The organism is Mesorhizobium sp. M3A.F.Ca.ET.080.04.2.1 (assembly GCF_003952525.1).
In the GTDB taxonomy this organism is placed as follows: domain Bacteria; phylum Pseudomonadota; class Alphaproteobacteria; order Rhizobiales; family Rhizobiaceae; genus Mesorhizobium.
In genome coordinates this window covers 410,623-429,522 of the sequence record NZ_CP034451.1, presented here as the reverse complement: position 1 = coordinate 429,522, position 18,900 = coordinate 410,623, and the positions used below count along the sequence as shown (strand labels likewise).

Here is an 18,900-nt window from a genome sequence, read left to right as displayed (position 1 = left end):
TGCGCGGCCGGGTCTCTTCTACGGGCCAATCGGCGGCCCTTGCCAGACAGTGACCGGCGAAATTACTTCGCTTTGGCGACGATCGATTCGAACGGCTTGTACGCTTCCTTGGCGAGTTCGGCATAGAGATCGCTGATCTTGCCGGCCTCGGCCACGAAGCTCTCGTAGCTCTGCTTGGCATAGTCGGTCTGGATCTCGATCACTTTTTCGATCGACTTGGCCGAGAACAGCTTCTCGAATGCGGCGCTGCCGGCTTCGAAGCTCTTCTTGGTGTAGTCGCCCGCCTCGGCGGCGATCGCCTGCGCGCCCTTGGTCAGCGAAGCGAAGCTCTTCAATCCGTTGTCGGCAAACTCCTTGCCGTATTTCGCGAAGTCCTCATAGGTCTGGGTCATTTCTCACTTCCCTTGGTTGAAACGCCCATTTTGCCCCGGGCGCCCTTGTGCAATGCACCCCAATATATTGTGCGCTGCACAAAAGTCAAGTTTCCCTTGATATGCAAGGGTTGCAGCGCCTGCAGCGGCTAAAAACCGAATAAAAAGAAGCTCAAATCGCCGCAAAATGGTGAACGCCGCGGTTACCATAAACGGATTGGTAACGCTGACCGCGATAGCTTGGCCGGAAGCGAGGCAGGCTCTCTCCCGCCGCCTCCGGGGCAACGAAAATTCAGGGTAAGTAGCGGTGCGTCAGACGTTGTCGGGCTTGGTCTCGAAATTCTCATTCAAGACCATCATGGTCGCCGCGCTCGCGGTCACGTTCGTCGCGGCGGATGCCGCTTCGGCTCTTGCCGCGAAGTCCGCGGCCATCGTCGTCGACGCCAAGACCGGCAAGGTTCTTTATTCGTCCGACGCGAACGGCCGGCGCTATCCCGCTTCGCTGACCAAGATGATGACGCTCTACCTGACCTTCGAGGCGCTGGCCAAGGGCAGGATCAGCAAGAACACGCCGGTGCCGTTTTCGGCGCACGCGGCCTCCGAGCCGCCGACCAAGCTCGGCGTGCGTGCCGGCGGCGCGGTGCCGGTCGAGACGGCGATCCTTTCCATGGTGACGAAGTCGGCCAATGATTCGGCGACCGCCTTGGGCGAGCTCCTCGGCGGCAGCGAAGACAATTTCGCGCGCATGATGACGGCAAAGGCACGCCAGCTCGGCATGAGCGGCACCGTCTTCCGCAATGCCAATGGCCTGCCGGATCCCGGCCAGTTCACCACCGCTCGCGACATGGCGACGCTCGGCATCGCGCTCAGGGAGCACTACCCGCAATATTACGGCTATTTCTCACAGCGCTCCTTCCTTTTCGGCCGTCAGCGCATCAACGGCCACAACCGCCTGCTTGGCAGAATCAAGGGCGTCGACGGCATCAAGACCGGCTACACCCGCGCTTCCGGCTATAATCTCGTCTCCTCCGTCGCCGACGGCGATCGCCGCCTCGTCGCAGTGGTGATGGGCGGTGCCTCCGGCCGCAGCCGCGACAATCAGATGGCCTCGCTGATCAACACCTACCTGCCGCGGGCCTCGACCCGCGGCGGCGGCAATCTGGTCGCCAAGGCAGGCAGCGACAGCCCGATCAAGACCTTGGCCAAGGTCCTGCTCCCCAAGCATGACGCGCCGACCCCGGACGAAAAGCCGGCGGTTGAGGACGTTGTGGTTGCGTCGGCGGATGACAGCGCGCCAGTCGTGGACACGCCAGTGGTGGACGCGCCGGTCGCTGAAGAGCCCAAGCCGCTTGTTCCGATCAGGAAAGTCAAGACGGTTGCGGTGTCCGCCATGGCTCCGGTCCCGGCGCCCCAGGACGTTCCATCCCAGGCTGAAACCACGTCCCCGGCCGTTGCCGCCTACGCCGAGCCGGCGCCGGCTGCCGCGCCGACCGTCGATCCGGTCAAGACGGCGTCGGTGCCTACGGGATGGGTGGTGCAGGTCGCCTCATCGCCTACGCAATCGGGGGCTCAGGCGCTGCTCGACAAAGCGAGCAAGCAGGCGCCGAGGATCCTCGCTGACGCTTCGGGCTTCACCGTCGCCTTCGACAAGGACGGGGCCACCTATTACCGCGCCCGCTTCGGCGGCTTCGGCTCGAAGACTGCTGCTTGGAAAGCCTGCGATGCGCTGAAGCGCAAGAAGATCGAGTGCTACGCCGTCCAGCAATAGGCGGTTTTTGAAATCTCCCGGAAAGTTCCGCGTCGAAGGAGACTAGTCGTGATTGGAGAGCAAGACGTCCTTGGCTTCATTGATCCGCGCCGCCAGGACAGACGTGCCGCCGACGTCGCCGTGCAGGCGCTGCATCAGGCGGCGGTGCGCCTTGCGGATATCCGCCGCGGCAGCCCCCGCTTCAAGACCAAGGATCTTGTAGGCCTCCTCCTTAGTCATGGCGCCAGGACCTGGCGCAACACTCAGCCCTTCGCCACGGTCCGGCTGCGCGTCCTTGCGCCAGACGGGAAAACGGCCGTCAAGATACGTCTCTAGGAGCTGTCGGCTCTCCGGGTCGGCGGCGAGTTCGCCGTAGAGCCGCTGCAAGTCCGCGATCCCCATGGCGCCGAGTATCTTGCCTTCGTAACGGCCTGCCAAGACAAGACCCTCGAGCTTGCCGCTCCTATGGTCGAGCTCCATCTCGAGTGCGGCAGTCCGCACGGTCGAGCGTCTCGAGGCGATAGCTCTAGCGGCTGGCCGCCTCGTCCGCATCCAAGCATACCAAAGTGCTGCCGCCGTCAGTATCAGGCCGCCAATGCCGCTGCGGCCGACCAGCAGCACCACTGCGCCGATCAGTCCCAGCAGCGCAGGTCCAAGGGTGCGCAGACTGTCCGCCATCTTTGCCGCGTCGGCACGCACGAAAATTGTCACGAAGCCGAAAAGCACCGCAAGCACAGCCGCCAATGCTATGATCACGCCCATCGGTTTGCACCGCCATCCAGATGATTGTGCATGCACTTCAAGGATGGGGTTCGGATCCGCCGCTTGCAAGTCCCACATCGGGCAAGCCGAAAGGCCAGCGCCGAAATGATGGCGCGAGCGCAGCGTTACAGGAGGCCGAGCTCGGCGAGTTCCAGCCGCAGTTTCGGAGGCATTTCGGCGAGCGCTGCCTTGCCCTTGCCGAGGTCGGCCGGCGCATCGGAAGGCTTGAGATAGCGCCAGCCCTGGAAGGCGCGGCGCGGCTGCCAGTCGGTGCGCACCACGTCAGGATCCAGCACCAGATGGCAGCGGCCGATGCCGTCGCCGTCGACGAAGGGCCGGATTTCGGTGATCAGCTGCCGGCACTGCACGTTGCCCTTGATCACCCAGTAGAGCGATCCGCCGTCCGTGATCTCTTCGCCGCGCGTCGGCACCATGCGCGTGGTATGCCAGTGCTCCGCCTTCTCGCCGGCGCGGCGCCGCTCGTCGAGACGGAAGGCGATCCACTCTTCCAGGTCCTCGACGCTGTCGCAGCCGACGCACAGTTTGATGAGATTGAGAGACATGGCCCCAAGATTTAGCCCTGCAGCCGGATGCGTCAACGCCCTGTGCGGCATCGTCCACAGGGCCAAACGACGCGGTTCAGCACTCGACCACGTTGACGGCCAGCCCGCCTAAGCTGGTTTCCTTGTACTTCTCGCTCATGTCCAGGCCGGTCTGGCGCATGGTCTCGATGGCCGCGTCGAGCGGCACGAAATGCGTTCCATCGCCCTTGATGGCAAGCGAGGCTGCTGTCACGGCTTTGACCGCGCCGAGCGCGTTGCGCTCGATGCAGGGCACCTGCACCAGACCGCCGACCGGATCGCAGCTCATGCCGAGATGGTGTTCGAGCGCGATCTCAGCTGCGTTCTCGACTTGCTGAGGCGTGCCGCCCATCACCGCGCAGAGCCCTGCCGCCGCCATCGCCGAAGCAGAGCCCACCTCGCCCTGGCAGCCGACCTCGGCTCCCGAGATCGAGGCGTTGAACTTGATGATGCCGCCCACGGCAGCGGCCGTGAGCAGGAAGTCCCGGATGCTCGGCTGGTCGGCCTCAGGGTAGAAATGCAGCCAATAGCGCAGCACCGCAGGCAGCGTTCCGGCAGCTCCGTTGGTCGGCGCCGTCACCACGCGTCCGCCGGCTGCGTTCTCCTCGTTGACCGCCATGGCGTAGATCGACAGCCAGTCGTTGGCAAGCAACGGATTGGGCCGGTTCTGCTGCCACTGCTCCTGCAGCTTCTCATGCAACCGGCGCGCGCGGCGGCGCACCTTCAGCCCGCCCGGCATGATACCGTCCTGCGACAGCCCGCGATCGATGCAGCCATTCATGGCGCTCCAGATCGCGTCGAGCCCGGTATTGAGCTCCTCGCGCGACATCTGCGTCTCCTCGTTGACGCGCTTCATCTCGGCAATGGAAAGCCCGCTCCTGGCCGCCATCGCCAGCATCTCGACGGCGTTGTTGAAAGGGTACGGCACCTTCTTGCCTTCCGTCCTCACGGAGCCCTTGGCCTTGATGCGCTGAAGTTCTTCCTCGGAGACAACAAAGCCGCCGCCGATCGAATAATAGATGCGCTTGACCAGCAGCCGGTCGGATGCGTCATAGGCATAGAAGGCCATGCCGTTGGCGTGGCCGGTGAGCCGCGTCTTGCGGTCGAGCACGAGGTCCTTTGACGGATCGAAACGATAGGTCGGATGACCGGGCGGCGAGATGTGCTTTTCATCGTTGATGCGCTCAAGGATTCCATCCGCCTCGTCCGGATCGACGGTCTGCGGCGTCTCGCCGGCCAGGCCGAGGATGACGGCGCGGTCGGAGCCATGCCCGACGCCGGTATAAGCGAGCGAGCCATGTAGGCTGGCGCCGATGCGCTCGACCTTGGCACCCGCCGGCCGGGGCCAGTCGCCGGCGAGAATTTCGTCCAGGAAACGGCGCGCAGCCGTCATCGGCCCCATCGTGTGCGAGCTCGATGGACCGATGCCGATCTTGAACAGGTCGAAAACCGAAAGGAACACGCGCCCTTGTCTCCTGAAGGCTGCTCGAATCCAAATATAGGAATTCCTACACACATATAGGAATTCGCACGATGTTTCCGCTGTTTTGAGTGTCGCGGCGCGGCCGCTGCCGACCCGCTTTGCCTCGACAGCGACATCGCCGGCGTCCAGCCTTCTCGGGCGTCGAAGCGTCCTCCGGACCTGTGTTAGAAGAATGGATGGGCGATTCCTTCAATCTGTCGACGGCCGATCTTGCGGCGCTCGCTTTCTTCCTACTCACATGGGTGCTGCACACGCTCGCCTCGGACGGCAGGCTCGTCAGCCGCGTTTCGCTGACAATGGCAATGAACGCCCAGCGCGAGGCCTGGATGCGCAACATGGCGAGCGGGAGGTGCGCATCGTGGATACCGCCATCATGAGCGGCCTGCAGCAAGGCACCGCCTTCTTCGCCTCGAGCTCGCTCATAGCGCTCGGCGGCTGCTTTGCACTGCTCGGGGCTTCCGACCGTGTTCTAACCGTGCTGGCCGACCTGCCGTTGGCGGCGACTTCTTCCCGCGAAGCTTTCCAGACCAAGGTCTTCGGACTGGTGCTGATTCTCGCTTTCGCATTCTTCAAATTCGGCTGGGCCTACCGCCTGTTCAACTACTGCTCGATCCTCATCGGCGCAGTGCCGATCCCGCATGGCGCGGCCTCGCGCAACCCCGTCAGCGAAACGGCGGTGTGGCGGGCGACGCGCATGAACATCCTCGGCGGCAAGCACTTCAATTCCGGCCTGCGCGCGGTCTTCTTCGCGATTGGCTATCTGGGCTGGTTCGTCGACCCCGTGGTGTTCGTGATTTCGACGCTGCTGCTGCTTGCCGTGCTGGTGCGCCGCCAGTTCTTTTCGGCTGCAAGGCAAGCGGTGATCGGTCAGGGACCTGGTGCAGGGAAGAACTGATCGATCTTGCCGGTCAGCCTATAGGCGAAGAGCCCTATCCATTCGCGGATGGCCATGGTGGTCGCCTCAAGCGAGTCGGCCGGGTTGTCGCGAAACAGGCCGATGCCTTCCCGGCCGCTGGTTCGGTAGTCGACCGGCCACGGAACTGTCGGAAAACCTGCCTTGTCGAACAGCGCCTTGGCCCGCGGCATATGGAAGGCGGAGGTCACCAAAAGCCAGGTCTCGCCCGGTTTCGGCTCGATCAAGTTGCGGGTGAAGACGGCGTTCTCGTAGGTGTTGCGCGACCTGTTCTCGAGCACCAGGCGATCGGCCGAAACGCCGAGCGCGCCGAGCAGGCGCGGCGCGGTGTCGCTATCGCCTTCGGCGTCGAGGAAAAGCGAGCCGTTGCCGCCGGACACGACCACTCTTGCTTGCGGGAAGCGGCGGGCGAGGATCGCGGCTTCCACCATGCGGTCGCCGCTGCTGTTCAGTTCGTAGCCACCGCGCGCAAAGTTGATGGCGCCTTCCAACCCGCCGCCGAGCACGATGATACCGTCGACGTTCTGCGGCAGCGGCGGCTTGGGAAAGCGCTCCTCCAGCGGGTTGAGCATCATCGCGCCAAGCGAAGTCCAGGCTGAGAGGGCAAGGATCAGGAACGCGAGCCCGCCAGCCCTGACAGCAAGGCGTTTGCGGCCCAAAGCTATTGCCAGCAGACCGGCAAGCAGCAGGAAGATCGCCAGGTTGAGCGGCTGGATGAAGAACCAGAAAATCTTGGAAAGGTAGAAGAACATCCCCCAGCCCTATTCAGATGAGGGAGGACGTTACCACCACTTTTCCGGCTGAAAATTACCGGCCGCCTGTTCGATGACATGCGCTGTCTGGAACAGCGTTTCCTCGTCGAACGGCCGGCCAATGAGCTGAAGCCCGAGCGGCAGGCCCTTGCCGTCGAGGCCGGCCGGCACCGAAATCCCGGGAAGGCCGGCCATGTTCACCGTCACCGTGAAGATGTCGTTGAGGTACATCTTGACCGGATCGGAGGCCATGTCCTCGTCGGCGATGCCGAAGGCGGCCGACGGCGTCGCCGGCGTCAGGATGACGTCGACGCCGGCGGCAAAGACGTTCTCAAAGTCGCGCTTGATCAGCGTGCGAACCTTTTGCGCCTGCAGATAATAGGCGTCGTAATAGCCGGCCGACAGCACATAGGTGCCGATCATGATACGGCGCTTGACCTCGCGGCCGAAGCCGGCAGCGCGCGACTTCTCATACATGTCGACAATGTCCTTGCCGGGCACGCGCAAGCCGTAGCGCACGCCGTCATAGCGGGCGAGGTTGGACGACGCTTCGGCGGGAGCCACGATGTAATAGGCTGGCAGCGCGTATTTCGTATGCGGCAGCGAGATGTCGACGATCTCGGCGCCCGCATCCTTCAGCCAGGCGATGCCCTTCTGCCATAGCGCCTCGATATCCTGGGGCATGCCCTCGATTCGGTATTCCTTCGGAATGCCGACCTTCATGCCCTTGATTGGTCTGCCGATTGCCGCCTCGTAGTCCGGTACTGGGCGGTCGACGGAAGTCGTGTCCTTCGGATCGACGGAAGCCATGGATTTCAGAAGGATCGCGGCGTCGCGCACATCGCGCGCGATTGGTCCGGCCTGGTCGAGCGACGAGGCGAAGGCAACGATGCCCCAGCGCGAGCAGCGGCCGTAGGTCGGCTTGATGCCGACGGTACCGGTAAGCGCTGCCGGCTGGCGGATCGAGCCGCCCGTGTCGGTCGCGGTGGCGCCGGCGCACAGGAAGGCGGAGACCGCCGAAGCCGATCCGCCGGACGAGCCGCCCGGCACCAGCTGGGCATTGTCCAGCGTGCGCGCCGTCTTGGTGCCGCCGTCGGAGACGAAGCCGCCGTCGCCCTGATGCGTGGTCGGCATCACCACCGTATCGAGACGCGAACGCCGCCACGGATTGATGACCGGGCCGTAATAGGAGGTCTCGTTGGACGAGCCCATGGCGAACTCGTCCATGTTGAGCTTTCCGAGCATGACGGCGCCGTCGGCCCACAGATTGGTGGTGACGGTCGATTCATAGTGCGGCTTGAAGCCGTCGAGCACATGGCTGCAGGCCTGGGTGTGGATGCCTTCGGTGGCGAACAGATCCTTGATGCCGAGCGGAATGCCTTCGAGCGCACCGCCCTCGCCCTTGGCGAGTTTCATATCGGAGGCCTTGGCCATGTCGCGCGCCTTGTCCCCGGTCACGGCAATATAGGCATTGAGCACTGGATTGGCGCGCTCGATCGCTGCGAGATAGGCCTCCGTGATCTCGGCGGCCGTGATCTCCTTGCCGCGCAGCCTGGCGCGGGCCTCGGAAATGGTCAGATGTGTGAGATCGCTCATCAGGCAAGGCTCTTTTCGTAAAACACCGACCACTCGGAGTCGGGATAATCCAGCACCGGCCCGCAGCGCGAGAATCCGGCGCGCTCATAGACGGCCCAGGCAGCGGGGTGGCGGTCCCCGGTTTCGAGAACCAGGCGCTTCAGTCCTTCTTGCCGCGCCAGCGCCTCGACCCGGGCGACGATCTGCGCGCCGATCTTGCGGCCGCGATGCGATGGCCGCGTGTACATGCGCTTGACCTCGCCAATGGCATTCTCATGCCGCTTCAGCGCGCCGCAGCCGATGGCCAGGCCATTGTCGCGGGCAATGAACACGGTCGTATCCTGGCCGGCCATCTGCTCGACGGTCAGGTGGTAGCAATGTTCCGGCGGCGTCAGCTCGAGCAGCGCGTCATTGAGCTCCGCCACCAGCGCGCGCACGTCGTCCTGCAAGGGCGTCTCGACGGCAATCTCGATGGCCACGCTTTACTCCACCACCTTCGGAACGAGGAAGAAATTCTCATCCGTTGCCGGGGCGTTGGCGACGATGTCGGCAGCCTTGTTGCCGTCGGTGACGGCGTCCTGACGCTTCTTCATCTCCATCGGCGTGACCGAGGTCATTGGCTCGACGCCCGAGACGTCGACCTCGTTCAATTGTTCGACGAAGCCGAGGATGGCGTTCAGTTCGCCAGTCATGCGCTCGGCATCCTCCTCGCTCACAGCAATGCGGGCAAGGTGAGCGACGCGCTTCACGGTCTGAAGATCAACGGACATGTTCTATTGCCTCGGGAAAACCAGTGCGGGCTATAGCGGCGCGCCGCTTGCCGCGCAACATCGATCGTGCCGGATGGCGGGATAGCCTAGACGGTGATCGCTTTGCCGATCTCCGGCAGCGCCACCTTGACCCCTGACCCCTCCATGCCTGCCACGAATTTGTCGGCGGTCTGATCAATCAGCGGGAAGGTGCCGAAATGACAGGGAACGACGGTATCGAAGCGGAAGAAGCGCCGGCAGGCCAGAGCCGCCACGGCGCCGCCCATGGTGAAGCGGTCGCCGATCGGCACGAGGCCGATCTTCGGTTCGTGCAGCTCATTGATCAGCGCCATGTCGGAGAAGATGTCGGTATCGCCCATGTGGTAGATGTGGTGCCTGATGGATCCTCGGCACCTAGTGTCGCGAGGCCAGGCGTAAGCCGTCGAAGTTCGATGCCGTGAAAAATGGCCGGGGAGGCTCCGCAACGCATTGACTACTTATCGAACAGTCGATAAGTTTTGGTCTATCGATCGTTCGATAATTTCGTTGAGGTGGCCTTATGACGGATCTTCCGATGGGGTGTTCTCAGGAATTTAGCCGGCCCTCTGGGCCTGCCACGACATTGGGATCTGAAAAGTGACGAGCGGATCGGATCGCAGGACTTTCGATGCAATCATTGTCGGCGGGGGCATTGTCGGCGCGCGCGGCAGCACGCGCGTTGGCCAGTGAAGGCCTCGACGTGGCCTTGTTTGAACGCAACCGGCTTGGATTCGGCGCTTCCTCGCGCAACATCGGCTTTGTATTTCTGCATGGCCGGAAAGGGGTGTCCTTGGATATTGCGCGGCGCAACCGCCTTCTCCTGGACAACTTTCATGATGAGATGGGCGGCGACTTTGAATATCGCAGGAACGGCGGCCTCGTCCTATGCGAGAGCCAGGGGCAGCTGTCACTGATCAAGGAGTTCGTCGACGCGCGCCGCCGCGACGGCCTGAACATCGAATTCATCGACCGGCAGTCGCTCCTCGAGCTCGCCCCCGACGTTGATGAAAACGTCGTCGGCGCGAGCTTTTGCAGCGAGGACGCCCAGATCGGCACGGCTACTGTGGTGAGAGCGTTGGCGGGGTCGGCCGTGAGATCAGGGGCGACCGTTCTCGAAGGTTATGAGGTTCTGGAGATATTGACGGCTGGCGGTCGTGTCACCGGGATAAGCACACATGCTGGCCGGTTCGATGCGCCTATCGTGGTATGGGCGACCGGGCCGTGGCACAGGATGGCCACGAGCAGCGGGCCGCTTGAGCTTCCGGTCAAGAGCATGAGGAATCAGCTCATCGCCACAACGCCACAGCTGCCACGCCTCAAATGTGTTCTCTACGGTGCCATTTGCTTGGCGGCCTACACACCGCTCGTCAAGGACCTGCCCAGCTTCTCGCCTGATCTGTTCGACAGACGGGAAACCAAGGCCGGCGAGTGCATGATGGACGCGATCTCGCAGCGCAGCGACGGCTCATACGTCTTCGGCGGACCGGTCGATGATGCCGGTTTCAGCTGGGAGCCTGACGTCGACGGCGTCGGCAGGATACTCAGGCGCTTCGTGCGCCTTTTTCCAGGTCTTTTCCGCGAGCGGATTCAAGGAAAGCTGGGCCGGCCGCATTCCCTATACCTCCGACAACCTCCCCATCATTGACCGTCATCCAGCAGCGACCGGGCTCCTCGTGGCGTCGGGATTCTCTTTCGGCAACAGCTCGGCCCTGGTCGCAGCTGAGGGACTGGCCGACCTGGCGATGGGGCGGCCGAAATCGGCGCTCATCGCGCAGCTCGGAATTGATCGCTCAACGCTTACCAACGATTTCAGTTATTCCTTGGGCTAATGGAGCATGTAATGCAGGAATCATATGGTGCCGGGCAAGTCATCTGCGAAATCGAAGACGAGACCGTCTTCATAGGGTTAATTCGCCTCGGTCACTCAATGCCATGGATCCGTCATGGTCTCTGGCATTGTGGAGGCCACCGAGGATGCCGCGCGATCGGGCCACCGATGGATTGTCCTTCACGGCAAGGGCGAGAACTTCTCCTCTGGTGCTTCCCTCGATGGTTACCAGGATCTCGTGGAGTCGGTCAGCCCAGGCCCGGATTCCGGCATGTACGAGTTGATTGCTTCCGAGCGCGGCCTCACGGACCTGGCGCGCATCTTGAGGCACCCCCACATCAACTCAATCGCAGCCGTGCATGGCTGGGTCATCGGCCAGGCTTTGGAAATTGCCTTGGCGTGTGATTACGTAGTCGCCGCCCCAGATGCGATTTCTGGCTGCCGGAACCCAACATGGCTGAACGTCGCATGGGCGCCACATACCTGCTTACGCACACGCTGGGCTCGGATGGCACGCCGCATGCTGTTGCTCAATGAGAAGCTTCCGGCTGCACGTGCCGAGCAGTTGGGTCTTGTAAGCCGGATTGCCGCCGACAACGACATCAGGGCCGAGTCCCTGAAGCTAATAATCAACTGCGCAAATCCTCACCGATGGCGCTGCAGTTCCAGAAGAAATTGTTGGATATTTTGCCTTCGATGTCGCTCGACGACAGCCGCGAAATGGAGATCATGACGGCATATCTTCTGGCTTCGACACACGATCCGCGCGAAGCAATGACGGCTTTTCGTGCCGGCCGCGCGCCAATTATGCTCAGCCACGGACCAACAATGGCGCAAGCAAGAGCTGACCAGACGCTTTTCCTGCCTGGAGCGCTACGCCAGCGAGCGGCCCGACTGCCTGTTCCTGATTGGCCCTTGCAACGAGCAGGCGACTTACGGCGGGTTCTGGCTGCAGCCGGAACCGCGGCTACGGCAATGCTTGCCCAAGGGGTGAAAGCCGGCGAACGGGTCGTTACAATCTGCGAGAACAGCATCGAGCTGTTCGTCGTAATCGTGGCGGCTGGCGGATCGGCGCAACACTGGTTCCCTTGAATCCCGGCCTCGGGAGCGACCTTCTTGGCGAGATGATCGCGACAGCCGAGCCCACCTTACTCGTAGTCGACGGTGGCTCAACAAAAATTGCCAGTGCGATCGAAATAGCCGACCTGCTCAAGCTCGACGGCCGCCCGAACCTCCTGCCAGCCCACCAGGGCCTGGCACGGATGCCTTGATCATCTTCAGCTCGGGAACCACTGGCAAATCCAAGGGCTGTGTTTTGTCCCACGGCTACCTGCCTTCTTCGGTCGGGAATTCTCGGCCATGGCGAGCTGGACGAGGATGACAGAGTGTTCTGCGTGACTGCGATGTATCACGTGAATGCATTCTGGGCGTTTGCGGGAAGCGTGGTCAACGGCACGCCCACGCGTTCGAGAAGAGGTTCTCTGCTTCGATCTTCTGGCAGCGCTCCAGCGAAGTCGAGGCAACGGTCTTTGACTATGTGGGTGCGATCCTTGCCATTCTTCTTCGCTCCGCGGAGAGCGCACGTCCGGCAACCGGCTGAGGGCGTGCCTTGGCGGAGGTGTGCGCACCGAGGATCTGGCGCAGTTCGAAAAGCGCTTCCATTGCAAAGTTCTCGAAGGCTACGGGCTAACCGAATGCTGCCAGCCCATTTACCAGACAGAACGCGACCGAAAGCACGGCTCTGTCGGCGGACGTCGATCTATTTCGATGCCAGAGTGGTCGATGAACACGATCGGGATGTCTCGCCCGGGACGCCCGGACAGTTGCTGCTGCGGTCCCGCACGCCACATGGCTTGTTCCGGCGATACTGGCGCGACCCTGAGCAAACCAAAGCCGCATTCAAGGGCAAATGGTTTGCAACCCGAGACCCGGGACACGGACGGATATTTTTTCATCGAACGCCTCGGGCATGTCGTTAGGCGGCGCGGAGAAAACGTCAGCTGCTTCCAGGTGGAAGGGGTTTTCGCCAGCCACCCGATGGTGCAGCTCGCTGCAGCGGTTGGCGTCCCCGCTGATCTTGGCGACGAAGAAATCCTGTTGGCCGTCGAACTGGTCGACGGCGCAACGATGACGCCGAAGGAACTCCACAGCTGGGGTATCGAAAAACTGCCCAAGTTCATGCATCCGCGCTACGTTCGTATCGGGACATTGCCGCGCACCGCCAGCCAGAGGGTTGAGCGCCATCGCGTCAAAAGCATCGGCCTGACCGCCGATACCTACGATTCCGGGACCATCGGTTAAGCAGGCACTGCAACGGCGGTGCGGCTTGCGCCTGGGCTTTCGGCATGGACGGCGGTTCAACTGAAGGGACTTATCAATTGAGGAGGACAGCCATGGCAAAACAGCCGCACGACAACGGCCAACACCCTCCATGAAGGCGAATGGGAGCGGCGCGTCGACCTTGCCGCCGCTTTTCGCCTGGCGGCGATCAATGACTGGCATGAGGCCGTCGGCAACCACTTTTCACTCGCCGTTTCGGTGGACGGAAAACGGTTCTTGATGATCCCCGCTGGAAGCCTTTTCGGCCGTCCGAGCCAGCGATCTGCTGCTGCTGGACAGCGATGACCCGTCGACTATGGACCGCCCCGATGCCCCGGACGTCACTGCCTGGTGCATCCACGGGGCTGCACGCCCTGGCGCCGCAGGCGCGCTGCGTGCTGCATCTCCATCCGGTCTACGCCACAGTATGGCGAGCCTTGCGAACCCTGAGATCAAGCCATCGACCAAAACACCGCGCGGTTCTTCACCGTGTGGCCATCGATCTCGGCTACCAGGGTCTTGCAAACAGCGAAGCCGAAGTGAACGCTGGCATCCGTTCTCGGCAACCGTTCGGTTCTAATGATGGGCAACCATGGTGTTCTGGTGGCAGCAGAGACGGTAGCCGAAGCCTTCGACTGCATGTACTACCTGGAACGTGCTTGCCAGACCATGGTCTTGGCCTTGTCGACTGGGCAGCCACTCAGTGTTTTTCCGCCGACGTCGCGGAAAAAACCGCGATGGAATGGCAGGAAGGCGTCCACGACTACGCCATCGCGCATTTCGACGAGATGAAGAGGCGGCTGGACGTGCTCGATCCTGACTATGCCAACTAGTCGGTAGCGGTGCGCCCATCTCGTTGCGAGGTACCGCAGCGGTGGCGTTTTGGCGACACAGCCGCGCCTTGCTCGATTTTGCGCCAATGGGTTTCCCCGAAAAACATCCGTGAAGGCGCGCGGGGCGACGATATCGGATTGACAAGTTATCGAGCGTTCGATTACAAATTTCCAATCGATCGTTCGATAAAAAGCGGAGATGAAATGGCACGGTTCCAGACTGCCAAAAAGGCTCCGCCTCCGCTTCCTGCGGAACTGAGGGATGCCGCGATCGCGCTGTTTGCCGAGTTTGGCTACGCGGCCACCGGTATTCGCGAGATTGCTCGTCGCACCGGCCTGTCCAGCGCCGCGATGTACCATTACCTCCGCTCCAAACAGGATCTGTTATTCGAGTTGATGTATGATTCGATGCAGGACCAGTTCAGCGTTGCCCGGGCCGCCCTTGAGCGCGCAGGACCCGCAAGGCCGAGTCACGGCCTTAGCCCGAAGCCACGTGCTTTTGACCGCGTCGCGCAGGCTTGAGACCCTTGTTACCGAAAACGAAGTTCGGTCTCTGACGGGCGAAAACAGGCAAGAAATTACGGCGTTGCGCGACGAGTATGCCGCGCTCTGGCGAGCAGCCATATCGGATGGTGTAGCCCAAGGCATTTTCGGTGTCGCCGACGTCAAGCTTGCAAGCTTTGCCGCCATAGAAATGTGCACCTCCGTGTCGAGATGGTATTCGCCACAGGGCCCTCTGACCCCGGAGGAGATCTCGCAGACGTATGCCGGGTTCGTCCTGGACATGCTGCGCGGCGGCGGCGCCGTGTCCGCAACGAATAAGACGGTCGACCAGCAGAAAGGAAAGGCGGGCAAGAGCGGGAGGGTCAAGCCGCCCGCGGATTAAGTGCGCCAGACAAGACAAGCAGGCCGAACTCGGCCGATGGGGAACTGACAGGCCAAGACTTCAAGAGCGAACGCTCCTTGCCGTGGTGGCTGGAGGCGTTTGCCAAAACCGAAGCTGGCCGGCATGAAATAGGTGGAGAGTGAACCTAGCAAGCGTCAAATCGCGCCAGGTAGATGTGGCGGGGCCAGGTTTCGAAGGTCCTGCCATTGAGCTCCGAAACATCTCCAAATCGTTCGGTGCCTTTGCCGCGATTCATAACGTCTCTCTTACCATACAGCGCGGCGCGGTGGTGTCGCTGATAGGGCCGAGCGGAGCAGGCAAGAGCACGCTGCTTCGGTGCGTCAATCTGCTGGAAATGCCTACGCAAGGCGAGATCATCTTTGCCGGAGACACCATCTTCTCGGCGGGCAAAGTCCAACCCAAGGCCTCGCAGCTATCTCGCTACCGGGGCCATGTAGGCATGGTCTTCCAGTCCATCAATTTGTTCCCGCACCTGACCGTGCTGAGAAATGTGTCATTACCGCAGGAGCGCGTGCTGGGCCGGTCGCAGGCGGAGGCCGATGACATTTCGCGCCAGCTCCTTGAACGGCTCGGTGTCGGTCGAAAGCTCAATGACCTCCCAGCTCAGTGCTCGGGTGGCCAGCAGCAGCGTGTCGCCATTGCCCGTTCGCTCGCCCTCAATCCCAAAGTCATCCTCTTTGACGAGCCGACCTCAGCTTTGGATCCCGAACTTGGTCTGGAGGTGCTGTCCGTCATGCGAAAGCTCGCGGACGAGGGCATGACCATGATGGTGGTGACTCACGAAATGCACTTTGCGCGCGATGTCTCCGATGAGGTCGTCGTGATGGTGGATGGCAAGATCCTCGAGCAGGGACCGCCTGACCAGATCATGGGCCATCCGCGCGAAGAACGGACACGTCAGTTTCTGCGGGCGGTGTTGGACAGATGATCGAGGCAAGTTTCAACGCCATTGTCAGTGGGATTCCCTACACGATCGTGTTGACGCTGGTGAGCTTCATGATCGGGGCCCTGCTGGCGGTTCCTATCACCGTGATACGCATGGCGCCGAACGCGTGGGCGAGGCACTTGGCCCACTTGTTTGTCGATGTGCTCCGTTCGGTGCCTCCAATCACGTGGCTTTTCCTCATTTACTTCGGGCTTCCCGATCTTGGAGTGACCTTGGGTGCTTTCACATCGGCGCTAATCGGACTGTCGCTCATTTCAGGGGCATATCTTTCCGAAACATACCGGGCTGGCATCCTTGCCATCGCACCCGGCCAATGGGACGCCTGCAAGGCTTTGGGCTTCAAGCCATTCGACACCGCCTTCTACATTGTCACCCCGCAGGCGCTGCGCGTGGCTGTGCCGCCAGCGGGAACATACGGAATTGGCCTGCTTAAAGACACCGCGGTGGCCTCGACGATCGGGGTATCGGAGGTTGCTTTCAACGCCCTGCAGGAAGCGCAACGCACTGGTCATGCCATCCAGGTCCTGACCTTGAGCGGCCTGACGTATCTGCTGCTCAGTCTGCCGCTCGCCTACCTGTCACGCAACATCGACAGCCGGCTCAGAGCGAGGTTCTCACTGGGATGAACTGGGAGGCGTTCACAGAGACTGTCCGCGATGCCAGCAACAGTCTGCTTTCGGGCCTGGTTGCGAGCCTGGAGTTGACCTTCGTTGCGTTGCTGTTCGGCTATGCGTTGGCCTTGCTACTTGCCATTTGGGTGATGACCCGCAACAGGCACATGCGCGCGGTTGCCTTGTGCGTGATTGAAGTCGGGCGAGGTCTTCCGCTGCTGGTAATGCTTCAGCTCCTTTACTATGGCCTGCCGGATGTGGGTATAACCATGGGTGGGTTCGTCGCGGCCGCCGCGGCGTTGGCCTTCCAGACCGGAGCCTATGGCAGCGAGGTGGTGCGCGCCAGCATCCAGGCCGTGCCGAAGGGGCAGCAGGAAGCCGCCGACGCATGCGGGCTATCGCGGTGGAGCAGTTTCCGGGATGTCATCCTTCCACAGGCGGTCCGCATAGCCATCCCACCGTTGCTCAGCATTGGAATCGCGATCTTCGTGGCGACCTCGCTGGCCTTCGTGGTCACTGTCCCCGAGATCATGAGCCAGGCTTATGGCTACGGCAGCAAGACCTTCCAGTACATGGCGGTGTTTGTCCTGGCGGGGATCTTCTACGCCGCCATAGCCATCCCGGCGTCGGCCGGTGTCGCGGTGATCGAACGCAGGCTCGACCCGCACGCGTAGAGGTGGCCCTGCACAAGCAACAATAATGGGAGAGAAATGATGACAATAAAGAAGATAGGCCTATTCAGCCTAGTGCTCGCCTTGACGCAAATGGCGGGCGGCTTCTCATTCGCCGCTAGTAGCGATTGCAAGCCAAAGCATGATCTCAAGACTGTCGAAGACGGTGTGCTCACCGTTGCTGCCTATCAGGCGCCACCTTACATCGGCATCGAGGACAACAAGCTCGTCGGTGTGGATGGCGAGGTCCTAGCCCGTATTGCGGAATTGAATTGCCTTAAGGCAAAGCCGATGGCGCTCGACATCGCCGCCGTCATCCAGGCCGTCCAAAGCGGACGTGCCGACGTGGCTTCGGGCGATTGGTACCTATCGAAGTCACGCGCCAAGGTGATGGGTGTCACGGAGCCCATCTACAGGGACAATCTGTCGATCGTCTCACCAAGCGGGTTCAAGACCCTCGATGCCTTGGTCGGGAAGCGTGTTGGAACCCTTCAAGGGAACATGTGGAACGACGATCTGCAGAAACTGATCGGGTCCACCTTCACGCTCTATCAATCCCAACAGAGCGTCTATACCGACCTCAAGAATGGGCGCCTCGACGCCGTTATCGACGCGGCCGCATCGTCTCCGGCCCAGCTCAAGCTGTTGGACATCAAGGCTGAGGTAACGGTCCCTCCTCCCGACAAACGTGTTGGCCAAAGCCTGAAGCCCGCGCTGAATACGTTCCCCATCAAGAAAGGGAACGATGAACTAGTTAAGGCGATCAACGATGGCATCAAGGAGATGCGCGATTCAGGTGAGTTGAAAGCAATTTTCGACAAGTACGGTTTTCCAGAGGCGCTTCGGAAGTTGCCTGACCCCATCTACCTCATTGAATGATCATTTGATCCCACCCGGAGGAGGCGCAACGGCTCCTCCGGGCCACCCAAATTCGACACAGGCACAATCAGATGCAGCGGAAGATACTCGTTACCGGCTCGACCGGTAAGGTTGGCACGTACCTGTCGCAGGCATTGCAGAAAAGCGGCGGCCAACCCCATGTCTTGGGCGTTCGAAGCCTGAACTGTGAGACACAGGAAGGCTCGGTCGAACGGCGCCGCTTCGATTGGGATGATCGCACTACCTGGAGCAGCGCTCTGGACGGCATCCAGGCAGTCTATCTGATCAAGCCGCCACACGATGAGCCGGCTCCCGCGATCAGAGAATTGCTGGCCTCGGCTTCCCGGTTGGAGCGCGTTGTCATGATGTCGGAGATCCACTGCCAAGCGCAGAACGACACCGAGCCGCAGAGGGCTGCAGAAGTGGCCGTGGAACGGTCGGGACACTCCTTTTGTATCCTGCGGCCAAACTGGTTCTTCCAAAACTACACGACCGGTTCCTACGCCCCCAAGATCAGGCAGCAATCCATCCTTGAAACAGCATCCGCAAGCCAGCCGGTGAGCTATATCGACGTCCGCGACGTCGCGGCGGTCGCGGCTTTTGAACTCTTGAACGACGATGCGCGTTCACATCATCTGCTTCTGACCGGTGGCGAGGCCCTTACAAGTCGTGACCTCGCCAACATCATCGGCGCTGCCGCCGGCCGGCCGATCAGCGTCAGCGAAGTTCCATTGGACGACATTCGCACCAGAGTATTGGCGAGGGGCGGCAGCGAAGCCATGGCCGACTTCATCGTCGGTCTGAGCAGGAACATCGCTGAGGGTCGCAACGCCATCGTTACCGACACGGTCGAGCGTCTGACCGGTCGAAAACCAATCTCATTTTCGACCTTTGCGTCGCAAAACGCGCAATTTTTCAACGACTGACCGCCCCG

Annotated in this window: 20 protein-coding genes and 2 pseudogenes; 13 read left to right on the top strand and 9 right to left on the bottom strand. The window is 61.7% G+C overall.

The features are described 5' to 3' along the window. Positions 1 to 62: 62 nt before the first annotated feature. The gene (locus EJ074_RS01920) at positions 63 to 392 is read right to left on the bottom strand and encodes a phasin family protein (RefSeq protein ID WP_095805906.1); all 330 of its coding nucleotides are present in this window, start codon (positions 390 to 392) and stop codon (positions 63 to 65) included. A 286-nt stretch (positions 393 to 678) separates the two neighbouring features. Here EJ074_RS01920 and EJ074_RS01915 point away from each other — a divergent pair, with 286 nt between their 5' ends. After that, entirely contained in the window at positions 679 to 2,139 is a 1,461-nt protein-coding gene (locus EJ074_RS01915) for a D-alanyl-D-alanine carboxypeptidase (protein ID WP_095805907.1), read from the top strand. A 42-nt stretch (positions 2,140 to 2,181) separates the two neighbouring features. Here the strand turns inward: EJ074_RS01915 and EJ074_RS01910 are convergent, their stop codons facing one another. From EJ074_RS01910 to EJ074_RS01900, 3 genes are all read right to left on the bottom strand, one after another. Beyond that, on the bottom strand, positions 2,182 to 2,880 hold the full coding sequence (locus tag EJ074_RS01910) for a molecular chaperone DnaJ (RefSeq protein ID WP_095805908.1): 699 nt from the start codon (positions 2,878 to 2,880) through the stop codon (positions 2,182 to 2,184). 125 nt (positions 2,881 to 3,005) lie between these two features. Next, complete coding sequence (locus EJ074_RS01905; RefSeq protein WP_095805909.1) at positions 3,006 to 3,443, bottom strand: DUF1489 family protein; 438 nt, start codon at positions 3,441 to 3,443, stop codon at positions 3,006 to 3,008. Between the two features lie 76 nt (positions 3,444 to 3,519). Beyond that, positions 3,520 to 4,923, bottom strand: coding sequence for an L-serine ammonia-lyase (locus tag EJ074_RS01900; RefSeq protein ID WP_095805910.1), 1,404 nt, complete (start codon positions 4,921 to 4,923; stop codon positions 3,520 to 3,522). A gap of 197 nt (positions 4,924 to 5,120) precedes the next feature. On the opposite strand from EJ074_RS01900, the pseudogene EJ074_RS01895 reads away from it, so the two are divergent. Further along, positions 5,121 to 5,839: pseudogene (locus tag EJ074_RS01895) on the top strand (DUF599 domain-containing protein). On the opposite strand, the gene EJ074_RS01890 reads toward EJ074_RS01895, so the two are convergent. The 5 genes and pseudogenes from EJ074_RS01890 to EJ074_RS01870 form a co-directional block, all read right to left on the bottom strand. Further along, a complete protein-coding gene (locus tag EJ074_RS01890; RefSeq protein ID WP_095805912.1) occupies positions 5,812 to 6,609 on the bottom strand; it encodes a YdcF family protein in 798 nt (265 codons plus the stop codon). The pseudogene EJ074_RS01895 and the gene EJ074_RS01890 overlap by 28 nt on opposite strands. A gap of 30 nt (positions 6,610 to 6,639) precedes the next feature. Continuing rightward, positions 6,640 to 8,205, bottom strand: coding sequence for an amidase family protein (locus EJ074_RS01885; RefSeq protein WP_095805913.1), 1,566 nt, complete (start codon positions 8,203 to 8,205; stop codon positions 6,640 to 6,642). Next, complete coding sequence (locus tag EJ074_RS01880; RefSeq protein WP_095805914.1) at positions 8,205 to 8,663, bottom strand: GNAT family N-acetyltransferase; 459 nt, start codon at positions 8,661 to 8,663, stop codon at positions 8,205 to 8,207. Before EJ074_RS01880 ends, EJ074_RS01885 begins: the two co-directional genes overlap by 1 nt. A gap of 3 nt (positions 8,664 to 8,666) precedes the next feature. Then, positions 8,667 to 8,954, bottom strand: a complete 288-nt coding sequence (gene gatC, locus EJ074_RS01875; RefSeq protein ID WP_095765337.1) for an Asp-tRNA(Asn)/Glu-tRNA(Gln) amidotransferase subunit GatC — start codon at positions 8,952 to 8,954, stop codon at positions 8,667 to 8,669. An 86-nt stretch (positions 8,955 to 9,040) separates the two neighbouring features. Beyond that, a pseudogene (locus EJ074_RS01870) lies at positions 9,041 to 9,322 on the bottom strand (metal-dependent hydrolase); the annotation flags it as partial. 278 nt (positions 9,323 to 9,600) lie between these two features. Between EJ074_RS01870 and EJ074_RS01865 the strand changes: the two are divergent. From EJ074_RS01865 to EJ074_RS01800, 11 genes are all read left to right on the top strand, one after another. Further along, entirely contained in the window at positions 9,601 to 10,617 is a 1,017-nt protein-coding gene (locus EJ074_RS01865) for an FAD-dependent oxidoreductase (RefSeq protein WP_129552746.1), read from the top strand. A gap of 834 nt (positions 10,618 to 11,451) precedes the next feature. Continuing rightward, positions 11,452 to 11,892, top strand: a complete 441-nt coding sequence (locus EJ074_RS01855) for a hypothetical protein (RefSeq protein WP_129552744.1) — start codon at positions 11,452 to 11,454, stop codon at positions 11,890 to 11,892. A gap of 528 nt (positions 11,893 to 12,420) precedes the next feature. Continuing rightward, positions 12,421 to 13,101 carry a hypothetical protein gene (locus tag EJ074_RS30060; RefSeq protein ID WP_245454789.1) on the top strand — a complete coding sequence of 227 codons (681 nt, stop codon included), beginning with the start codon at positions 12,421 to 12,423 and terminating at the stop codon, positions 13,099 to 13,101. A gap of 677 nt (positions 13,102 to 13,778) precedes the next feature. Continuing rightward, positions 13,779 to 13,952, top strand: a complete 174-nt coding sequence (locus EJ074_RS30050; protein WP_245454895.1) for a hypothetical protein — start codon at positions 13,779 to 13,781, stop codon at positions 13,950 to 13,952. A gap of 204 nt (positions 13,953 to 14,156) precedes the next feature. Continuing rightward, positions 14,157 to 14,474, top strand: coding sequence for a helix-turn-helix domain-containing protein (locus EJ074_RS01830; protein WP_129552741.1), 318 nt, complete (start codon positions 14,157 to 14,159; stop codon positions 14,472 to 14,474). After that, on the top strand, positions 14,446 to 14,838 hold the full coding sequence (locus tag EJ074_RS01825; protein WP_129552740.1) for a hypothetical protein: 393 nt from the start codon (positions 14,446 to 14,448) through the stop codon (positions 14,836 to 14,838). The genes EJ074_RS01830 and EJ074_RS01825 overlap by 29 nt, the downstream gene beginning before the upstream one ends. 139 nt (positions 14,839 to 14,977) lie before the next feature. Next, entirely contained in the window at positions 14,978 to 15,787 is an 810-nt protein-coding gene (locus EJ074_RS01820) for an amino acid ABC transporter ATP-binding protein (RefSeq protein ID WP_129552470.1), read from the top strand. Then, the gene (locus EJ074_RS01815) at positions 15,784 to 16,431 is read left to right on the top strand and encodes an amino acid ABC transporter permease (RefSeq protein WP_129552469.1); all 648 of its coding nucleotides are present in this window, start codon (positions 15,784 to 15,786) and stop codon (positions 16,429 to 16,431) included. Before EJ074_RS01820 ends, EJ074_RS01815 begins: the two co-directional genes overlap by 4 nt. Beyond that, positions 16,428 to 17,090 carry an amino acid ABC transporter permease gene (locus EJ074_RS01810; RefSeq protein ID WP_129552468.1) on the top strand — a complete coding sequence of 221 codons (663 nt, stop codon included), beginning with the start codon at positions 16,428 to 16,430 and terminating at the stop codon, positions 17,088 to 17,090. The genes EJ074_RS01815 and EJ074_RS01810 overlap by 4 nt, the downstream gene beginning before the upstream one ends. A gap of 36 nt (positions 17,091 to 17,126) precedes the next feature. Continuing rightward, entirely contained in the window at positions 17,127 to 17,966 is an 840-nt protein-coding gene (locus EJ074_RS01805; RefSeq protein ID WP_129552467.1) for a transporter substrate-binding domain-containing protein, read from the top strand. Positions 17,967 to 18,037: 71 nt separating this feature from the next. Beyond that, positions 18,038 to 18,892 (top strand): NAD(P)H-binding protein, encoded by an 855-nt coding sequence (locus tag EJ074_RS01800; protein WP_129552739.1) that lies wholly within the window; start codon positions 18,038 to 18,040, stop codon positions 18,890 to 18,892. The last annotated feature ends 8 nt before the right edge of the window (positions 18,893 to 18,900 follow it).